Source organism: Pedobacter sp. NEAU-ZC8, from assembly GCF_059278965.1.
The window spans coordinates 24,498-42,416 of the sequence record NZ_JCAJXC010000024.1 but is presented as its reverse complement, the minus strand read 5'-3'; the positions used below and the strand labels follow the sequence as shown (position 1 = coordinate 42,416).

The window sequence follows — 17,919 nt, the reverse complement described above, 5'->3', positions numbered from 1 at the left end:
AGATAAAATACTTGCGAAACCAAAAGGTTGCGTATATTTGCAACCGAACAGTTTCACAAACCGGAATGAGACGAGATATTTTTCAAGCTATAGCAGATCCCACGAGAAGGGCCATAATTGGATTGATTGCATTACAGGCGATGACACCAAATGCCATTGCAGATAACTTCAACATCACCCGGCAAGCCGTATCAAAACATCTACGCATCCTTACAGAATGCGAGCTAATAACTCAGGAGCATCAAGGCAGAGAGATATACTATTCCCTTGAAGTTGAAAAAATTAAAGAGATTGACGAGTGGCTAAGCCAGTTCAGAGCGATCTGGGAAACCCGGTTCAACCAACTTGACAGCGTATTATCAACACTTAAACAAAATAAAAGATGAAAAACTTACTATTTGATTTTACCGTTGACAAAGCAACTAAAACGGCAGTGATAACCCGGGAGTTTGATGCTGACTTATCATTGGTATGGGATGCCTTTACTAAACCAGAATTGCTCGATCAATGGGTGGCACCTAAACCCTGGTCATCCAAAACAAAGTCTATGGATTTCAAGGTTGGTGGACGTCGGTTTTATGCAATGGTAAGCCCAGAGGGACAAGAGCGCTGGTCTATTCAGGAATACCGGTCCATTACGCCGAAAACCAATTTCAAGATGTACAACACCTTTGCAGACCAGGATGGAAATCCTGAAATGCCAGGCTCTGACTGGGATTACAATTTTAGCGAAGAGAACGGTATTACTAAAGTGATCATAACGATTTACAATGAATCACTTGCCCGTTTAGAGCGGATGATTGAAATGGGATTCCAGGAAGGATTCAAAATGAGCATTGATAACCTGGAAAAATTACTTGAAACTTTGGTTCGAAGATGATAAAATGCTGATACATCTTTTGAAATGTATCAGCATCTTGTAGCTTTTTGCCTCATTCGAACTACAAACCGAGCTTTATTACTTCTCCATCCTGAGGGATAATCAGCTTCTCTTTTCCGATGTTTGATTCGGTTGCTTTCTGCCTCAGTGATTTTCTCGTAGTCCTGCAATGGTCTAGCGCATCCATGTGTACTGCTATTACTTTAGCCTTGCCACTTTCCGTTATTAGCGCCATTGTCTGGGCTTCATCCATGATGATTGGTATATTTTCATAACCTTTAACAGCTGCTCCACCAGAATTAACGATGATGTAATCCGGCCTAAACCTCCTAATGTTATCTTTTATAGCATCCGTCCAAATTGCATCTCCAACGACATAGATCGTTGGCTGGTTTTTAGCCTGTAGCACGAAGCCCGATGTCTTGCCCATCAGCTTCAAAACCTCGCCGCTACCATGCTCAGCCGCTATCCTGTGAATCGTGATACCGTTCCATAGCTTTCTATCTGCTAAGGTTACTGCATTGATAAATCCCTCCTTCTCGAAAAAAGCTTCGTCTGCCGGTTGATTAATCAGCGCTATGGACTTATCCAGGGTTTTACTTGCAACTTTGTCGAAATGGTCGTCATGTGTATGTGTCACCATCACGAGATCCAGGCCTTTAACGATTTCTTCCATCGGCACCTTTAACTCAACCGTAGGATTGGTTTGAATACCAGCCCAGGATTCAATTGCGCCTTTTGGAGACAACATCGGATCAACTAAAATCTTCTTTCCATTGTACTCAATGATTAATGTCGCGTTTCTAATTAGCTGGACATGTGGTTTGTTGCCCATATTCTTTTGGGCAAAGGACAATGTGGCGAAGAGCATTAGTGCGAATGATAGAATTACTTTTCTCATAACTATGATTTTGTTTAAAACATTGCCGTCACTCCAATCTTGATATTAAAGCGCGGTGATTGTTGGGATCAAATGTCAGGAGTTTGAGTGGACTGGCTCCTATCAAAACCCATCGGAATACTACCAATTTGATAACCATGGACAAGTTTAGCACATCCCAGATCCAAGGTAAACAGATAATCTTCAGTAACTTTACCACCTAAACCATATAAGTTCTGAAAACTATTAAGTTCCATAAAACCGAGTGCGGGGTTGATTTCCTGTTAAATGTTTTAACAGACAAAGAGATCGACTATAAGGATCGAGGCACCTTTAATGCTGACTATTTCGAAATTCTATTTTTTAAAAAATCGCAAGGTACGCTTACCTTAAATCATCAGGAAATTAGAATATCTGATGGGACGCTCATCTTTATCTCGCCATATCAAAATCGCAAATGGAACTTAGACCAGGATCAGCTTGAGGTAACCACGCTAATTTTCCAGGAGGCATTTTTAAACGAATTTTTCGCGGACAAGCTATTCACCTATCGATTACTATACTTCTACCAACTGCATCATCCCTTGAAGATGAGTATCGATGAAGTAGAGATGCAAAAGTACTGTAGCCTGTTAACAGAAATTAAAACGGAACTCATCAACAGCAAAACAGATAGTGTGCACATCATCCGGTCATTATTATACTATTTGCTTCAGACGCTAAATCGCCGGTATTCCGATCAGCATTCACTTTCCATTCAAAATTCAGGGTATAACTTCGCTTTCCTATTTAAAAATTTGATGGAAATCCACATCAAGGATAAACAAAGAATTATAGACTACGCGGACCTCTTAGGTATTAGCAGAATTTCACTCAACAAGGCGGTAAAGGCGCAATTCAATACAACAGCGAGCCAGTTACTAAAACAACGGCTTGTTTTTGAAATTCAAAATATGCTGCTGTATTCTAATAAAACAATCAACGAAATTGCCTATGAGCTCAATTTCCCTGAACCGAACCATCTGATGAGATTTTTTAAGGCTCAAACAGGTCAAACAACGACAGCGTTTAAATCTGAATTGGATTTAAAGAGTGAATACGAAACTTGATTTATTTCGAATATCTTTCTCCTTGGGCAAATTTTGTACCGCATCTAAGAAGATCGGATTTCTGAACTAATATAATTCGCCATGGGTATTATCGTAAATAGCGCATTTGCATAACCAATTCACTCTAAGAATTACGCGAACTCCTTAAATAGTTATTAAATCTACTGGAACACAAGTTAACAACTTCAACAGAATACATAAACAACAGGTACATAACGCATTGCATTACAAATGAATATTCCATAGATTAAACTAGTGGTTAAAACTTGTATCAGCTTGTGCATATCGTGTAAAGAGTCAAGAAAAATAATCCTATCACTTCTTCAACTCTAAATTCTTTTTAAGAGCATACACAATCTTCTGGTCTTTGATTTTGAAGACTGCATTCCCCCGTTCCTGCCTCACATTCTCAATTAATCCTATTCTTTCCATGCTAACTACATAATTATTTGTAGAACTACCTGTTCCGGCTTTCTCATTCAGTTGATTTTTTGAAAATTCAGGTGAATCTAATTTTAAGAGGTGAGCGGCATAAGAGTAAATATCCATTGAATTTGCTCGAGAATTAGATCTTTTTGGATAATATTCATAATAGTTAAAATCAGTCACAAACTTCGGAAGGGCCCGTTCAATAGCTTCAGCGGATATTTTTTCTGTTGCATCTAATGAATATTGCTCTTCAAATATCTTCTTGAATATGTGAATCAAATCTCTAGGGTTGGAGTTGGAAAGCGTGAATATTTCAGAAATCATCTGTTCGTCTACGTTTCGGAAAAGAATACGGTAGTCAATAATTTGAGATTTTGAATAGAATGCCAATCGCTTATTAACCAGCTTTTCTAAATCGGATTTAGACCATTGAAGAGAGGGACAGTAGTACTTTTGTGTCCGAACGGATTCCTCAATAAATCTTAATGGCGTTGACCAGATAAAAAATACAATTTGAATTTCTTCAATGCTTAACAAGTTTGTATCAGTCAAGAAAGGCTTGATGAACTCTGATATAGCGTCTGCATCATTTTGAAATCTTGCATCTTCATCTAAGCGGTCTAATAAAATTATAGGTTTAGCAAAGCCTAACTTTCCCGATAGCTCTCCAATTTTTTTTAATAAATTATATGAGACCTCTTGATGAGAAAAATCAAACTCCACTCCGAATTTCAGTTCTGGAAAAAATTCTTGAACCTCTTTTGGATCATGTACCACCGGAAGAAAAGAGTAATGTTTGAGAAGATATTCGTAAACAAGATTTTTGCCTACAGTTCCTGCTAAGTTTAATGGCCTACGAAAGATATTGTAAATTTTAGCGCCAATTCTTGACCATACAGGTACCTGAATTTTTGAGACTCGTTCCTTCAAAGTGTTTTGAGAGTAAGATGGAAGATATTCGGAAAGTAAATATGACATTAACACCCTTTCTTCCTTAGAAAGCTTAAGCAGCTTTAAAGAATTTGATCCTAACTTTGTTAATAAGTCAATTAAAAAATTATTTATTAAAACTCTATATACATCTGTAGAAGTTGGATTGGACTTCAAAGTAGAATAGTCATGAACGATAGTTATGATCTTATTGGTTTTTGCATACCTTTTGAAATCTTCTAAGATTGCAGTCTTTCCGACGCCGCGCTCTCCTCGAAGTATAATATTCCTACCAGCTTTGAAAGCGTCAATAATCGGATCGTATTCTCCTTGAGAAATGAAAATGTCTTTGGCAATTTCAAATTCCATCTCGGTTGTAAACGTGTCAAAGGGAAATTTTTCGAGGCCGAATGATTTATAGAACTCCTTGTAACTTTTGCTCATCTTTTTATACCTGGGTTGTTGGATGATATTTTAACTATCAAGTACAATAATAAAACAAAGATTTGATCTTCAAAGCCTATTCAGCTATGTAGCACAAATAAAAAGGGTTTTAATAAAAAAAACCGCTTAAGTGTTATACTTAAGCGGTTTCCTAATAGGGTAATGCGGAGAGTGAGGGATTCGAACCCCCGGAGCTATTACACTCAACAGTTTTCAAGACTGCCGCAATCGACCACTCTGCCAACTCTCCGCCGCAAAAGTACAATTCCAAACCGAACCTACAAACCTGCTACTACAAATCCAACCATTAAAAATCCACTAAAAAACGCATCTGAAAGAAAATCAACCACTTCTAACAACAAAAAAAGCATAAACAGAAAGGAGATTTTCAGTTCTCTTGTCCATTTATGCTTTCCAAACCTCCTCAGAGGTTTAAAAAACCTACCCTTTCGTATCCGGCACGAAGTTCATCGATACAGAATTCACGCAATGCCTGGTGTTCTTCAAAGTAAAACCTTCACCAAGGAACACGTGACCCAGGTGACCGCCACAGGCGGCACACACAATCTCCGTTCTTGAACCATCCGCATCCGGAATCCGCTTCACTGCGCCTTCTATTTCGTCATCAAAACTTGGCCAGCCGCAATACGACTCGAACTTCGTTTCAGAGCGGTACAATGGCGCATTACACCTTTTGCAGGTATACGTACCCTTTTCTTTATTGTTCAGCAGTTCTCCAGTGCCTGGATACTCCGTGCCTTTGTGCACGATTACTGCTTCCTCTTCTTTGGTTAATTTATTCCAGTTACTCATATCTTTTTTCGTAGTTGTTGTGGGTACAGTTGCAGCTTTCGGTTGCTTCTGTGCGCAAGCGGTGATGCTGCTCATCAGCAGGAAACCTGCAAGTGTAAACATTAATTTCTTCAAGGTAGATTTCATATATAAATATACGAAGCAAAAACGTGCCATGGATTTCGGCCGCTGTAATCTTAATGTCAACAAAGCAAGCCTTTAAGCGAGCAAAGAAGTCAAAGAGACACGTGATATATTGTCCGGCCACAAAACCTTAAAAAACAAAAAACGAGACCTGCAGAAGCAAATCTCGTTCGTATTATGCAAGAAGTTCTTAATTACTTTTTCAAAGCTTCTGCCATTGCAGCACCGATCTCAGCAGGGCTTTCCACTACGCGGATACCACATTCTGCCATGATCTTCATTTTAGCAGCAGCAGTATCATCTGCACCACCTACAATGGCACCAGCATGACCCATTCTACGACCTGCAGGAGCAGTTTGACCAGCGATGAAACCAACTACCGGTTTAGTACCGTTTTCTTTGATCCAACGCGCTGCTTCAGCTTCCATTCCACCACCGATCTCACCAATCATGATGATACCTTCAGTTTCAGGGTCGTTCATTAATAATTCAACAGCTTCTTTAGTTGTTGTTCCGATGATCGGGTCACCACCAATACCGATAGCGGTTGTGATACCTAAACCAGCTTTAACAACCTGATCAACTGCTTCGTAAGTTAAAGTTCCTGATTTAGAAACCACACCTACAGTACCTCTTTTGAAGATAAAACCTGGCATGATACCAATTTTAGCTTCATCAGCAGTAATGATACCTGGACAGTTTGGACCGATCAAACGGCAATCCCTGCCAGAGATATATTCTTTTACCTGAATCATATCCTTTGTTGGGATACCTTCAGTAATACAAACGATAACTTTAATACCAGCCTCTGCAGCTTCCATAATTGCATCAGCCGCAAAAGCAGGAGGTACAAAAATGATTGATACATTAGCACCAGCCTGATCAACAGCATCTTTAACCGTGTTAAAAACTGGCCTGTCTAAGTGAGTTTGTCCGCCTTTACCAGGAGTTACCCCGCCAACAACGTTAGTTCCGTATTCTATCATCTGAGAAGCATGATAAGTACCTTCATTTCCGGTAAAACCCTGAACTATAACTTTTGAATCCTTATTTACTAAAACACTCATGTATCTAATTTTTTTATTGGCAAATCTAAGTTAATTGAGATGGAATGTCAAATGCAATCCATACAATAATTGAAATGCCTGCAATATGGAATTGAAATGAGATAAATGCCCCGGAAAGGCATTTGAAAACAGATTGAAAAAAGAAACGGGGACAAGTCCGAAAACCTGCCCCCGTTAAATTAACGCTCTCGATACAAATGTAGAAAAAAGTTATTTAACCACAAATGTTTTCTAAAAAAATTTGAAAATAGCTCCCCCTTAGCAGCTAACTTACTCTGCTACAACGGTTAATGTTGTTACCTCTTTTTTCACCCTTACCCCGGTTACTTCAAGCATACTCATTACGGATCCTATTACATGGTCATCATCTTGTTTCTCCAGGCTCATATCCACATCATAGCCTTGAGCCGAAAAATAGACAATAATCCCCTTTTCCGTGGTATCCAACTTATTAAACGGTTCTTCTTTTTGAGTATCCGGATTTACCATGGTGCCAACAAGCTTCCCATCCTTCTTTTCGAAGCTCACTTTCATGTTCACATCGCCCTGCGGCGTACCCTTTACCAGGATGTCCCATTTGCCAACAAAAAAATCGGTGTTCGACTGTGCCTTGGCAGCAACAGAAATGATCATCAGAGCGAATACTCCAACAATAAGTGTAGCAAGTTTTTTCATAATCAGATTGTATTTGGTTTGGTTTATTTATTCCAAACTACATAATAATTCTGAATTGCAAGAAAATTATTTGATTCTTAACCCACGGCTTTTAGCCAGTCTTTCAGCCGCTTAAAGATGTCTTTCTTTAAGGGTTTAGGCTTGCCATCGTGCGTAATCTTATGTTCGAAGTTGTAACGCAGTTTTGCTGCATAGCCGGCATATGCGGGATCTTTTTCCAGTTGCTCAATAAAGGGCAATGCATTATGGTTCAGGCAGGCATTCATAGAGATACTCTGGTACGCACTGCGTTTAACGCCTGGCATATTGTTGTTGATTTCCGGCTGACCGTTTTCCGCAAAATAATCCAGATGGAAAATTTCCTTATCCAGTTTCCGCATCCTTTTGGTGCCCTTACGTTCATTGCGCCAGGGATGTTCTCCCGGTTTCAGCTGATCCATCAGAAACTGCTTGTTCCAAAGTGTCACCTGGTGCGACATCAAAAAGCCACTGGTTTTATTATTTACCCTGCTCACTTCGAAGCCGTTGATCGACAAACCGCTGGGCTGGGTACGGAAGACCTCCGAGGAGTTCAGCTTTACCTGCATCCATTTGTTTGACGTGGCTTTGCAGATCAGCGCATTGATGAATTCCGGATCCACGGGTTTATTCAACCACATGTCTTCCTGAAAATAAAGGATGTATTCTTCTTCGATCTGCTCCAGCAATAAGCGAAGCCTATCGCTCCACTCCCCTTTCCCGGATCGGATGTTTGTAAAACCAGGAAGATCAACCTCGACCTCCTCTGTAGCGAAATAATAATGCAGGGGGATGTTGAAATCCCAGTTCGACCGGAAGAAGTAGTCAAATCCCTTAAACAGCAATTCGTATCTGTCGCAACTGTGAACCAGTAACGCGACTTTATGGCTGGCCATGCTTTCCATTATTTATGCGAAGATAAACTTTTAGTTTATTGTGTTAGGCGGAATAAATGTTAAAAGATATGTTAAATCATCAGGGTCAAGCAGTTCGGCAGGCTTATCCCCGAGCATCATTCAGCAAGCCCATCGTTAATAGCCCATCAGATTTCCCCTTGAAAAGGCATCCAAACGTCCTCGATCCGCCCTTAATCCGGTATTGGCTGGGTCAAGGGCGTTTCGACCCCGGTTAGAGGCCGGGTTGAGGGCGGTTCAACGTATAATCCTGACCATCCTTGTCTTTTATTTTTATATTGAGCTTCTAAAACAAAAAACGGTGATGCGCACCACTCGTTCATATGAAACAGATGACCTTCCTACTAATAGTGCTTTTAACTATTGTCAATGCATCGGCACAAGATCTTACTGACTACGTTCCCGTATTGAATGCTAACATTCAAAAGATCAATTATGCTAGCACTACTGACGATTTTCAGGATCTGGAATTTGTGGGTCAACTTCTCCATGCTAAAAAAGTGATCGCTCTTGGTGAAGCAACTCATGGTACCCGGGAACATGTGCTTTTCAGAGATAGAATGATCAGGTACCTCATCTTAAATCATAATTTGAAGCGCATTACAATCGAATATGAAATGGCCGGATTAGACCGGATTAATCACTATGTAATAGACCCCAAAGATCAAAGCAACCTTAAAGAAATTTTAAATGCATCCGGAATGTTTCCCAGTTTAATATCCAACGAATTAATGAAAATGATCATCTGGATTAAGGATTATAATAAAGATAAGCCAGCGCTCGAAAAAGTACACTTCGAAGGTATGGATGTGCAATATCCTGCAATGGTTTCCAATAAGATTCTACATACCCCCAAGTTGATGTCAATGTTAAATGAGGCGGAGAAAAAGTCGCTTAAAGAATTTGCAAAACTATTCGAAACAGACTTTTCTGCCGCAGTTCCTAAAGAACTTCTGAGCGATCTTACTTTGGTCAGGAAGACACTTGCAACTGGGATTAAAAATCTTAAAGATCGGGATAGCGCATCAATTTACACGCAATACAATGCCTTACTAAGTCAAAGCATCAAAATGAGAAACAAGAGCATGTATTTAACTAGGTATTATCGCGATAAATTCATGGCTGACAATATAGCATGGATTGCAGATCAGACGCAAGACCATCAAAAAGTAGTAGTATGGGCACATAACGGACATATTTCTAAAGGATTGCTAAGTAAATACAATGCGATGGGTAACTGGTTAGAGAAGAAATTTGGGGATAAATATTACGCATTGGCTTTGCTTGCCGGCGAGGGTTCCGCCCGGCTTTATGATGCCGAGGATAAAATGAGGCGCTTAACCGAAATAGAGCTGCCCCCGCTTTCAAATGTTAATTCATTGGAGTATCTGTTTTCAAAGGCTAAATATGAAAATTTCTTTTTTAACGTACAGGAAGCAAGTAAGTCAGGAAACTTTAAGAATTTTTTCAATCAAGACTTGTACATACGCTCCATCGGAGCAACATTACTAACACCGATTGATATCAAGGTCAACTTGAGAAAGAGCTATGATGGCTTAATTTTCTTTCGTAAGTCTTCCGCGTTGACCCTCGATTAATTTTTTGGCAAAAAACCTTATCTTGAGAGGCAATTAACCTTCTTAAACGCTCCATGTTCATGAAAAAAAACTTGCTGGTATTGATACTCTGCTGCTGTGCCATGTCGCTTACAGCACAGGAAAAAACCTATAGGATCTCCGGTACGGTCAGTGATAATCCGGAGGCTAAATTTGCATATCTGGTTTCGTTTTACAACAGCGTCACCAAAACGCCGGTCCTGAATGGCAGGTTTGAATTTAACCCAAGTAGCACCGATCTTAATCACCAGTAAATGCATGCAATTATTGAAACAGAACGACTGTACCTGCGGGAAATCTTACCTGGAGATGCCCCTGGCATGTTTGAGATGGACAGCGATCCGGAGGTTCATCGCTTTCTAGGCCGCAGTCCAGTGAAGACCTTTGAAGAATCGATTCAACACATCCATGATATCAGGCAGCAGTACCTGGATTTCGGTGTCGCCCGACTGGCAATCATCGAGAAGGAGACAGATCAATTCATAGGCTGGGGAGGACTAAAGTTTATCACCGAGAGCATGAACGGTTTTCAGAACTTCCATGATCTGGGCTACCGCTTCATCAGACGCTACTGGGGAAAGGGCTATGCCAAGGAATCAACAAAAGGCGTGATCAAATATGCTTTCGAGGAACTTCAGCTACCAGTCATTTATGCGATTGCAGATCTGGAACATAGAGCATCAAGGAAGGTATTGGAAAGCAGCGGTTTTAGTTTCGTGAATTCCTTTGAATACGACGGAGATCCGCATGCCTGGTATACACTGCAAAATGCAACTTTGCTTAAATAATTTCAGCCTCGGTAAGCCATCAACACTAAATTCATGCAATCAAAAAAACAGCTATTTAACTTTGCTCCAACCATTCGCGGGATTATCATCTTCTATTGCATTATCTTTTTTGACTTGGGATTAGTGCTTGCAAAGAATCGTAAGTCTCAAAACATCGTCTTCGCGGAAATATCTAATCACCTCTCGAACTTCGCAATTACTTCATTGATGGTCGCGCTACTCGCCTTTATTATGACGCTGCAAGGTGCAGCATTTAAGTTGGTAATCTGGCTTGGAATCATTGCAGTGTTAATGAACTTCATTGTCGAAGTTCTGATTAGTATTCTTAATACACCAGACATTATAGATGCCTATTATGGCTCTGCCGGTGCATTACTAACTGTTGTAGTCATGTATGGATTTTTTAAGGTGGGGATCCAGCAGCCAATAAAGAATTGAACAGAATAGCTCCCGCTAACCTGAAATATATTACTAAACATCAAAATTTCATATGGGCTTAAAAAGCTACTTTACAGACTCAGCAAAAGGTTATGTTTTTTCTAATTTATTTGCTTTTGGTAGCATCGGGATTGCGAGGCTATTTAATTCCAGTCCAGGTGTCTTGATCTATGCCGAATTTGTTATCGTACCTGTTTTAATGGGAATGATCTGTGCCTGGTACTGGAAAGATCATGATTACAAAACTAAAACGCTGGTTTCCCGTGCCATATTGAACGGGCTTCTTGCGATACTTTTAAGTGTTATTTTCCTTGGTGAGGGAATGATATGCCTGCTAATTGTATCCCCATTAATCTTCGGCTTTATCCTAACGGGCTTATTCACAGGTAAAGCAATGTTTAAACGTCGTCGAAAACACCTGAATGTGAGTGTCGTCTCACTTTTGGTGGTACTTTTCATTGTAGACTCGGTATCTGAACACCATTATGAAAGTCTGGTATCGGATGTTATTATTGTTAATGCGCCGCCTGAAAAGGTATGGGAACATGTCGTGGCTTTCAACAAAATAGAGCAAGAGGAAAACTTCTGGCTATTTAAAGCTGGGATGCCTAGCCCAGTCGCCGCAACTGTTGATGGACACTATGAAGGTGCAGGACGCAAATGTATCTTCAGCAACGGCTACGTATTTGACGAGATCATGGTAACCTACAAACCAGCAAAAGAATTAACCTTTGACATCATCAAACAGCCAAAAGATCCGGAAATTATGGGACATATCGATATTCTACGTGGCCAGTTTCTCTTACAAGATAATGGTGACGGAACGACTACGCTCGTTGGTAACAGCTGGTACAGGCTCTATGTATTTCCAATCTGGTATTATGATCTATGGGCAGAGCGCATCACCCGGAATGTTCATTTGCGTGTAATGCAGCATATCAAACTTCTTAGTGAAAGCAAATAACGTATTTGAATTCGTTGTGCAGAACCTAGGATTCCTAAAACACGTTCCGGGATTGCCGCACATTTTTGATGGCTACCTAAGGTTGTGGACCTACTGCCGTCATGCGGACCTATTGGACTATTTTGATCATTTGGAAGATGAATTCCTGAGCTGGGATAACACCAGCGTAAGCATACATAAATATGGTGGATTGCAGTTTAACGTTGGTGACCGGGAGGTTGGACATCTGCATAGCAATGGCTTACTAGATGTAGCGTTGAATAGACAGGTGAAGGAGATGTTGAGCGTGGAGGGTAGAGTGAATGATCATCACCTATTCAAGAAGTCCGGTTGGATCAGTTTCTATATGCGTTCCCACGATGATGAAGCCTACGCAATCAAATTGCTACAGTTGGGTTATGCTTTGAAAAATCGAACAGTCAGCAGTTAGTGGCCCAGCCTTTACGAATTACTTATCGACCGGTCCAGGTGCACATAGCCCCCATCCACATAGATCAGTTGGCCGGTGGTATGGCTGGATCTATCTGACAACAGGAATATTGCCGTATTCGCAATCTCTTCAGCTGTGGTCATGCGATGCCCTAAGGGAATCTTGCTGGTTATGGATTGCAGTTTCTCCTCGGGGTTCGGCAGGGTATTGATCCAGGTCTGGTACAATGGTGTAAAACACTCCGCTACGATCACCGCATTCACGCGGATACCGTAGGGCAATAGCTCTACCGCCCATTCGCGTGTCAGTGCATTCCTGGCACCATTTGCCGCAGCATAGGCCGAAGTACCGCCCTGTCCGGTATCTGCCACCTTTGAACTGATGTTCACAATGGCGCCTTTGGATGCTTTCAAAGCTGGCAATGCCTCTTGTGCCATCAGGTAATAGTGAATCACATTTTTATGTAGGCTGTCTACAAAGCCCTGATAGCTGCCATGCTCCAGCCCTACCCCATCATTTGCACCGGCATTGTTGATCAGGCCATCAATCCTTTCAAAACGCTCCAGCACCTGCTGTATGGCACTGGAACACTGTGCAGGATCGCTCAGCTCAGCTTCCACTTGCATGGCATTGTAGCCCGCCTTTTGCAGCTCGTCCAGCAGTACAAGATTGTCAGCAGCTTTTCTGCCCACGATCACCGGGATAGCACCTTCTGCAGCCAGTGCTTTTACAATGCCTGCGCCAATGCCCTTTGCACCGCCGGTTACGATTACGACTTTATCTTTCAGGTTCAGTTCCATATTTTCTTGATGCTATTATTGGTTTAACGCATGTTGATGTTGTAGAAGCGGATGGCATTCTTTGCCCAGAAAAGCTCACGCTCCGCTGCTGTAAAGTTTGCTGTATAGTTTTCCAGTATCTCCATTACCTCGCCAAAAGTTGCGGCAAGGCGGCACACCGGCCAGTCAGAGCCATACATGACCCGCTCAATGCCGAAGCAGTGGAAGATGCTGTCAATGTAAGGTTTGAGGTCTTCAAATTTCCAGTGGGTCAGATCGGCTTCGGTAACCATTCCAGATACCTTGCAGTAGACGTTTTCATGGGCGGCGAGCGCCTTGATGTCTCCCACCCAATCTTCAAACTGCCGCAGCCGGATGTTCGGCTTGCCGAGGTGGTTTAGTACAAAACGCTGCCCGGGAAAGGCGGCGACCAGCGCTTCGGCATATTTCAGCTGATCGGGTAAGACCAGCAGATCAAAGGTGTATCCGTAAGCTTGTAACTTCGCAATGCCCGCCTGGAAATCCGGCCGCAGCATCAGCGAGCGGTCTGGATCGCTCTGCAGCATGGACCGGAAGCCTTTCAACTTGGGGTATTGCTGATAAGCGCGCAGCTGCGCTTCCAGATCAGGCGCCTGCATATCCACCCAGCCGACCACCGCCTTGATGAAAGGATGCTTTTCTGCATTCTCCAGCTGGAAGCGGTTTTCCTCAGGACTCTGATCCGATTGCACCACCACCGTTCCCTGGAAATCGTAATGCTCCAGTATCGGCTGCAGGTGTTCCGGCAAAAAGTCTTCCTGCAGGATCGCCATGTCGTTATTGATCCAGGCGTCCCTTACCGGATTGTATTGCCAGAAATGCTGATGTGCATCAATCTTCAACATCAATTTTTATGCTTTAGTATATGCTTTCACGTGTTGCTTAGAAACACCCAAATTATCGATACCAAGTTCCACGACATCGCCAGGCTTCAGGTAGATTGGTGGTTTGAAACCCAGCCCCACACCAGCCGGTGTACCTGTAGAAATTACATCACCGGGAAGCAGGGTCATGAACTGGCTCACATAAGATACCACATTCGGTACGTTGAAAATGAAGTCGCTGGTGTTCCCGTCCTGCATGGTTTCGCCGTTTACCTTAAGCCATAGGCGCAGGTTATCCACGTCACCGACTTCGTCCGGGGTAGCCAGGAAGGGTCCAATCGGGGCAAAGGTATCGCAGCCCTTGCCTTTATCCCAGGTACCACCTCTTTCAATCTGGAACTCCCGTTCGGAAACATCGTTGTGCAGTGCATACCCGGCTACATAGTCCAGCGCTTCGGATTCTTCGACATACGATGCTTTTTTACCGATCACAACGGCTAGTTCTACTTCCCAGTCTGTCTTTAGGGAGTTTTTTGGAATGATGATGTCGTCATTCGGACCGACTATAGCGGTGGTTGACTTCATGAAGATGATCGGCTCTGCAGGGATATTTGCATTGGTTTCCCGTGCATGATCCACATAGTTCAGTCCGATACATACGATTTTCGAAGGTCTGGCAATTGGTGAACCCAGTCGCTCGTCCTTGCTGATCTGCTCCAGCTTACCTTCATTGTCTTTAAGGAATTGCGCCAATTGCTCCAGCCCGTCATTCGCAAAAAATGCTTCATTGTAGTCCAGGCCCATGGCTGAGGTATCGTACCAGTTCTCGCCGATGATTACACCTATTTTCTCGCTGCCTTCAGCGCCCCATCTGATTAATTTCATAGTATTTATGCTTTAAATGCTGCCATAGGCATATCTTGCCAGCAGCATTTGGGTTTTCTGTTTTAGGTTGATATTTAGTTGTTCAGTTTTACAAAGCCGCCATCCAGTGGATAGTCGTTGCCGGTAATGAAACTTGCTTCGTCTGCACAAAGGAAAAGTGCCAGGTTCGCCACTTCGGCAGGCTCTCCCATGCGGCCGATCGGCTGGCTTTTGGATAGTTTTTCAAATACTTCGCTTTCCTTTCCAGGATAGTTCTTCGCAATGAAGCCATCCACAAATGGCGTGTGTACCCTTGCCGGGGAGATGCTGTTGCAACGGATGTTGTGTGCAAGGTAGTCGCGGGCCACGGAGAGTGTCATGGCATAGATCGCACCTTTGCTCATGGAATACGCAAAGCGGTCTGTGATCCCCACCAGGGCCGCAATAGAGGCGATGTTCAGGATCACGCCTTTACCCTTTTGCTTCATCAAAGGGATTGCCGCATGCAGGCAGTTGTAAGCCCCCCGCACATTCACGTCAAATACCTTCGTAAAATCTTCTTCTGTGGTGGATTCTGCAGTACCCACATGAGCGATACCGGCATTGTTCACCAGGATATCAATCTCAGCGATCTTGTTGAATACCTCCAGTACCTGTTCTTGCACCGCAACATTGCAGCTGTGTCCTACAGCAACACCCGCTTCGCCGATCTCCGCGATGGTCGTTCCGGCAGCATCTTCATTTAATTCGATGATATGCACGGTTGCACCTTGCTTCGCAAATAGGGTCGCAATGGCTTTTCCAATGCCACTTCCGCCGCCGGTAATTACGGCCGATTTTCCTTCTAAACTATACATGTTGTTTGATTTGTATTTTGATAGCCTTCTTCAAAGTGAATAAGTTTTAATGTCGTTTTTATCTATAAGGAGACGCCTCTTTTCCAGGGGATGAAATCATCCTGGTTCAGCAGTACCGCCTTAGGAATGATCTCGCCGCTTGCTGCTTTAATGCAATATTCCAGGATCTCTTCGCCCATTTGTTGGATGGTCTTTTCTGCACGGATAACCGGACCGGTATCAATATCAATGATATCGCCCATCCGGTCTGTAAGTGCCGTGTTCGTCGCCACCTTGATCACCGGGCAAACGGGATTTCCGGTTGGGGTACCCAGTCCTGTGGTGAACAGGATCAGCGTTGCACCACTGGCAGCTTTCCCCGTTGTAGCCTCCACATCATTGCCGGGCGTACAAACCAGGCTGAGTCCGGGCAGTTTTGCAGGTTCGGTATAATCGAGCACATCCACTACTGGTGAAGTGCCACCCTTTTTTGCCGCACCGGTACTTTTAATGGCATCCGTGATCAGGCCATCCTTGATGTTCCCAGGTGAGGGATTCATGTAAAAACCCGAGCCTACGGCATGGGCCTGGGCATCATATTCCCGCATCAGGCGGATGAACTTGTTTGCGGTGGCTTCATCTACACAACGGTCGATCAGGTTCTGCTCTGCACCACACAACTCCGGGAATTCCGCCAGCAGCACTTTAGCGCCTAGGGCGACCAGCATATCAGCCGCATAGCCAACGGCAGGGTTTGCAGAGATCCCGCTGAACCCATCACTGCCGCCACATTTCACGCCGACACATAAGGCGCTTAGTGGCGCAGGTTGGCGCTCCTGCTGATTGATCTCCTGCAGGCCTTTGAACGTGTGTAGAATCGCTTCCTTGATCAGTCGCTCTTCACTTTTGCTCTGCTGCTGTTCAAAGATCAGCACTGGCTTATTGAAGTTGGGATTGCGGCGCTTCAGGTCCGCCAGGAAATCGGAGGTTTGCAGGTGCTGACAACCGAGGCTCAGCACGGTAATACCGCCCACATTGGGATGATCCGCATAGGCAGCCAGTAGATTGCTCAGCAGCTCCGCATCTTGCCGCGTGCCACCACAGCCGCCCTGATGATTCAGGAACTTGATGCCATCAACGTTTTTGAAGACCCTGTTTTTGGAAGGATGTGCCAGGGCTTGCAGGTCCAGCAGACGATCATCCAAGGGTGTTCCTGCTTCATACGCTTCCAGCAGTTGCTTGCTGAAGGAACGGTATTTGTCGGTAACGGTGTATCCTAGAGTATTATGGAGCGATTCTTTGATCACATCCAGGTTCCGGTTCTCACAGAAAACGGTTGGGATGAACAGCCAGTAATTGGCGGTCCCTACACGTCCATCATTACGGGCATAACCGTTGAAGGTACGGTGTTGAAAGGCGGAAACATCCGGCGTCTGCCACTGGTAATCTACCTCCCGGTAAGCATAATCCTGCGAGGCATGCCTGGTGTTCTCCGTGCTCATCAATCCCCCTTTTGGAATAAAACAAATGGCTTTACCGACGAGTACGCCGTACATGATCACTTCATCGCCGGGCAGCATATCCTGCATAAAGATCTTGTGTTTGGCCGGTACATCTTCCTGTACTACCAGCACCTGGCCCTCAAACTCGAGTGTTGTGCCTTCGGCTAAATCCGACAAGGCAACAAGCACATTGTCTTTAGGATCTATTTTAAGGTAATTCATAGCTTTACAATTCAAATATCTTGTTCATCAGCATCCATTTTTCTCCAGGTTTCACCCCTGGTAAAGCCTGCTGGTAGTTCCACATCAGCTTTTCCCAGTCCTGCACCTTCTCGTTTGCTGCATCCATCGCTGCTTTGCGCTCCGGACTGTAGCTGTCATCCACTTCCATAAGCATCATCAGCCGGTTGGCATAGCGGTAGATCTCCAGTTTGGTAATGCCGGCATCCTTAATGCTGGCGACGATCTCCGGCCAGATCTGGCGGTGGTATTCTTCATAGGCTTTGATCAATGCCGGATCGTCCTTAAGATCCAACGCGAAACAGTATTTATTCATA

Annotated in this window: 21 protein-coding genes and 1 tRNA gene; 9 read left to right on the top strand and 13 right to left on the bottom strand. The window is 43.4% G+C overall.

Translation table 11 applies throughout. The annotated features are described in order from the left end of the window. Positions 1–65 precede the first annotated feature (65 nt). Together AC5WJX_RS16490 and AC5WJX_RS16485 are read left to right on the top strand one after the other, a co-directional pair. Positions 66–386 (top strand): ArsR/SmtB family transcription factor, encoded by a 321-nt coding sequence (locus tag AC5WJX_RS16490; RefSeq protein WP_494485396.1) that lies wholly within the window; start codon positions 66–68, stop codon positions 384–386. Next, positions 383–880: an SRPBCC family protein gene (locus AC5WJX_RS16485; RefSeq protein ID WP_494485395.1), complete on the top strand. Its 498-nt coding sequence runs from the start codon at positions 383–385 to the stop codon at positions 878–880. Before AC5WJX_RS16490 ends, AC5WJX_RS16485 begins: the two co-directional genes overlap by 4 nt. 61 nt (positions 881–941) lie before the next feature. Here AC5WJX_RS16485 and AC5WJX_RS16480 read toward each other — a convergent pair whose 3' ends face one another. Beyond that, positions 942–1,781 (bottom strand): MBL fold metallo-hydrolase, encoded by an 840-nt coding sequence (locus tag AC5WJX_RS16480; RefSeq protein WP_494485394.1) that lies wholly within the window; start codon positions 1,779–1,781, stop codon positions 942–944. A gap of 779 nt (positions 1,782–2,560) precedes the next feature. Here AC5WJX_RS16480 and AC5WJX_RS16475 point away from each other — a divergent pair. After that, complete coding sequence (locus tag AC5WJX_RS16475; protein WP_494485393.1) at positions 2,561–2,869, top strand: helix-turn-helix domain-containing protein; 309 nt, start codon at positions 2,561–2,563, stop codon at positions 2,867–2,869. A 315-nt stretch (positions 2,870–3,184) separates the two neighbouring features. Here the strand turns inward: AC5WJX_RS16475 and AC5WJX_RS16470 are convergent, their stop codons facing one another. The 6 genes from AC5WJX_RS16470 to AC5WJX_RS16445 all read right to left on the bottom strand — a co-directional run bounded on the left by AC5WJX_RS16470 (position 3,185) and on the right by AC5WJX_RS16445 (position 8,273). Next, complete coding sequence (locus AC5WJX_RS16470) at positions 3,185–4,672, bottom strand: anti-phage protein (protein WP_494485392.1); 1,488 nt, start codon at positions 4,670–4,672, stop codon at positions 3,185–3,187. Positions 4,673–4,837: 165 nt separating this feature from the next. Continuing rightward, positions 4,838–4,922 (bottom strand) — tRNA-Ser (locus AC5WJX_RS16465). A gap of 191 nt (positions 4,923–5,113) precedes the next feature. After that, a complete protein-coding gene (locus AC5WJX_RS16460; RefSeq protein WP_494485391.1) occupies positions 5,114–5,611 on the bottom strand; it encodes a methionine-R-sulfoxide reductase in 498 nt (165 codons plus the stop codon). Between the two features lie 191 nt (positions 5,612–5,802). Further along, positions 5,803–6,675, bottom strand: a complete 873-nt coding sequence (gene sucD / locus AC5WJX_RS16455) for a succinate--CoA ligase subunit alpha (RefSeq protein WP_494485390.1) — start codon at positions 6,673–6,675, stop codon at positions 5,803–5,805. 270 nt (positions 6,676–6,945) lie between these two features. Continuing rightward, positions 6,946–7,350, bottom strand: coding sequence for a hypothetical protein (locus AC5WJX_RS16450; RefSeq protein WP_440427992.1), 405 nt, complete (start codon positions 7,348–7,350; stop codon positions 6,946–6,948). A 77-nt stretch (positions 7,351–7,427) separates the two neighbouring features. Continuing rightward, positions 7,428–8,273, bottom strand: a complete 846-nt coding sequence (locus tag AC5WJX_RS16445) for a hypothetical protein (RefSeq protein WP_494485389.1) — start codon at positions 8,271–8,273, stop codon at positions 7,428–7,430. 341 nt (positions 8,274–8,614) lie between these two features. Here AC5WJX_RS16445 and AC5WJX_RS16440 point away from each other — a divergent pair, with 341 nt between their 5' ends. From AC5WJX_RS16440 to AC5WJX_RS16415, 6 genes are read left to right on the top strand one after another with little or no spacing between them, the layout of a single operon-like run. Next, complete coding sequence (locus tag AC5WJX_RS16440; protein WP_494485388.1) at positions 8,615–9,880, top strand: erythromycin esterase family protein; 1,266 nt, start codon at positions 8,615–8,617, stop codon at positions 9,878–9,880. A 59-nt stretch (positions 9,881–9,939) separates the two neighbouring features. Then, the gene (locus AC5WJX_RS16435; protein WP_494485387.1) at positions 9,940–10,152 is read left to right on the top strand and encodes a hypothetical protein; all 213 of its coding nucleotides are present in this window, start codon (positions 9,940–9,942) and stop codon (positions 10,150–10,152) included. Further along, complete coding sequence (locus AC5WJX_RS16430) at positions 10,153–10,686, top strand: GNAT family N-acetyltransferase (RefSeq protein ID WP_494485386.1); 534 nt, start codon at positions 10,153–10,155, stop codon at positions 10,684–10,686. 33 nt (positions 10,687–10,719) lie between these two features. Next, positions 10,720–11,124: a hypothetical protein gene (locus AC5WJX_RS16425; RefSeq protein ID WP_494485385.1), complete on the top strand. Its 405-nt coding sequence runs from the start codon at positions 10,720–10,722 to the stop codon at positions 11,122–11,124. Positions 11,125–11,176: 52 nt separating this feature from the next. Further along, the gene (locus AC5WJX_RS16420; RefSeq protein WP_494485384.1) at positions 11,177–12,088 is read left to right on the top strand and encodes an SRPBCC family protein; all 912 of its coding nucleotides are present in this window, start codon (positions 11,177–11,179) and stop codon (positions 12,086–12,088) included. Further along, complete coding sequence (locus AC5WJX_RS16415; protein WP_494485383.1) at positions 12,075–12,518, top strand: luciferase domain-containing protein; 444 nt, start codon at positions 12,075–12,077, stop codon at positions 12,516–12,518. The genes AC5WJX_RS16420 and AC5WJX_RS16415 overlap by 14 nt, the downstream gene beginning before the upstream one ends. A gap of 11 nt (positions 12,519–12,529) precedes the next feature. On the opposite strand, the gene AC5WJX_RS16410 is transcribed toward AC5WJX_RS16415, so the two are convergent. The 6 genes from AC5WJX_RS16410 to AC5WJX_RS16385 all read right to left on the bottom strand — a co-directional run bounded on the left by AC5WJX_RS16410 (position 12,530) and on the right by AC5WJX_RS16385 (position 17,918). Further along, a complete protein-coding gene (locus tag AC5WJX_RS16410; protein WP_494485382.1) occupies positions 12,530–13,318 on the bottom strand; it encodes an L-fucose dehydrogenase in 789 nt (262 codons plus the stop codon). Positions 13,319–13,341: 23 nt separating this feature from the next. After that, entirely contained in the window at positions 13,342–14,181 is an 840-nt protein-coding gene (locus AC5WJX_RS16405) for an amidohydrolase family protein (RefSeq protein ID WP_494485381.1), read from the bottom strand. Between the two features lie 6 nt (positions 14,182–14,187). After that, complete coding sequence (locus AC5WJX_RS16400) at positions 14,188–15,045, bottom strand: fumarylacetoacetate hydrolase family protein (RefSeq protein ID WP_494485380.1); 858 nt, start codon at positions 15,043–15,045, stop codon at positions 14,188–14,190. Positions 15,046–15,119: 74 nt separating this feature from the next. Continuing rightward, positions 15,120–15,881: an SDR family NAD(P)-dependent oxidoreductase gene (locus tag AC5WJX_RS16395; protein WP_494485379.1), complete on the bottom strand. Its 762-nt coding sequence runs from the start codon at positions 15,879–15,881 to the stop codon at positions 15,120–15,122. A gap of 62 nt (positions 15,882–15,943) precedes the next feature. After that, the gene (locus tag AC5WJX_RS16390) at positions 15,944–17,584 is read right to left on the bottom strand and encodes a UxaA family hydrolase (protein ID WP_494485378.1); all 1,641 of its coding nucleotides are present in this window, start codon (positions 17,582–17,584) and stop codon (positions 15,944–15,946) included. A 4-nt stretch (positions 17,585–17,588) separates the two neighbouring features. After that, a complete protein-coding gene (locus tag AC5WJX_RS16385) occupies positions 17,589–17,918 on the bottom strand; it encodes an L-rhamnose mutarotase (protein WP_494485377.1) in 330 nt (109 codons plus the stop codon). Position 17,919 lies beyond the last annotated feature (1 nt).

Excerpts from the sequence above, each read along its gene's own strand:
- AC5WJX_RS16490 (WP_494485396.1), top strand. The coding sequence starts at position 66 with ATGAGACGAGATATTTTTCAAGCTATAGCAGATCCCACGAGAAGGGCC.
- AC5WJX_RS16485 (WP_494485395.1), top strand. The coding sequence starts at position 383 with ATGAAAAACTTACTATTTGATTTTACCGTTGACAAAGCAACTAAAACG.
- AC5WJX_RS16480 (WP_494485394.1), bottom strand. The coding sequence starts at position 1,781 with ATGAGAAAAGTAATTCTATCATTCGCACTAATGCTCTTCGCCACATTG.
- AC5WJX_RS16475 (WP_494485393.1), top strand. The coding sequence starts at position 2,561 with ATGGAAATCCACATCAAGGATAAACAAAGAATTATAGACTACGCGGAC.
- AC5WJX_RS16470 (WP_494485392.1), bottom strand. The coding sequence starts at position 4,672 with ATGAGCAAAAGTTACAAGGAGTTCTATAAATCATTCGGCCTCGAAAAA.
- AC5WJX_RS16460 (WP_494485391.1), bottom strand. The coding sequence starts at position 5,611 with ATGAAATCTACCTTGAAGAAATTAATGTTTACACTTGCAGGTTTCCTG.
- sucD (WP_494485390.1), bottom strand. The coding sequence starts at position 6,675 with ATGAGTGTTTTAGTAAATAAGGATTCAAAAGTTATAGTTCAGGGTTTT.
- AC5WJX_RS16450 (WP_440427992.1), bottom strand. The coding sequence starts at position 7,350 with ATGAAAAAACTTGCTACACTTATTGTTGGAGTATTCGCTCTGATGATC.
- AC5WJX_RS16445 (WP_494485389.1), bottom strand. The coding sequence starts at position 8,273 with ATGGAAAGCATGGCCAGCCATAAAGTCGCGTTACTGGTTCACAGTTGC.
- AC5WJX_RS16440 (WP_494485388.1), top strand. The coding sequence starts at position 8,615 with ATGACCTTCCTACTAATAGTGCTTTTAACTATTGTCAATGCATCGGCA.
- AC5WJX_RS16435 (WP_494485387.1), top strand. The coding sequence starts at position 9,940 with ATGAAAAAAAACTTGCTGGTATTGATACTCTGCTGCTGTGCCATGTCG.
- AC5WJX_RS16430 (WP_494485386.1), top strand. The coding sequence starts at position 10,153 with ATGCATGCAATTATTGAAACAGAACGACTGTACCTGCGGGAAATCTTA.
- AC5WJX_RS16425 (WP_494485385.1), top strand. The coding sequence starts at position 10,720 with ATGCAATCAAAAAAACAGCTATTTAACTTTGCTCCAACCATTCGCGGG.
- AC5WJX_RS16420 (WP_494485384.1), top strand. The coding sequence starts at position 11,177 with ATGGGCTTAAAAAGCTACTTTACAGACTCAGCAAAAGGTTATGTTTTT.
- AC5WJX_RS16410 (WP_494485382.1), bottom strand. The coding sequence starts at position 13,318 with ATGGAACTGAACCTGAAAGATAAAGTCGTAATCGTAACCGGCGGTGCA.
- AC5WJX_RS16405 (WP_494485381.1), bottom strand. The coding sequence starts at position 14,181 with ATGTTGAAGATTGATGCACATCAGCATTTCTGGCAATACAATCCGGTA.
- AC5WJX_RS16400 (WP_494485380.1), bottom strand. The coding sequence starts at position 15,045 with ATGAAATTAATCAGATGGGGCGCTGAAGGCAGCGAGAAAATAGGTGTA.
- AC5WJX_RS16395 (WP_494485379.1), bottom strand. The coding sequence starts at position 15,881 with ATGTATAGTTTAGAAGGAAAATCGGCCGTAATTACCGGCGGCGGAAGT.
- AC5WJX_RS16390 (WP_494485378.1), bottom strand. The coding sequence starts at position 17,584 with ATGAATTACCTTAAAATAGATCCTAAAGACAATGTGCTTGTTGCCTTG.
- AC5WJX_RS16385 (WP_494485377.1), bottom strand. The coding sequence starts at position 17,918 with ATGAATAAATACTGTTTCGCGTTGGATCTTAAGGACGATCCGGCATTG.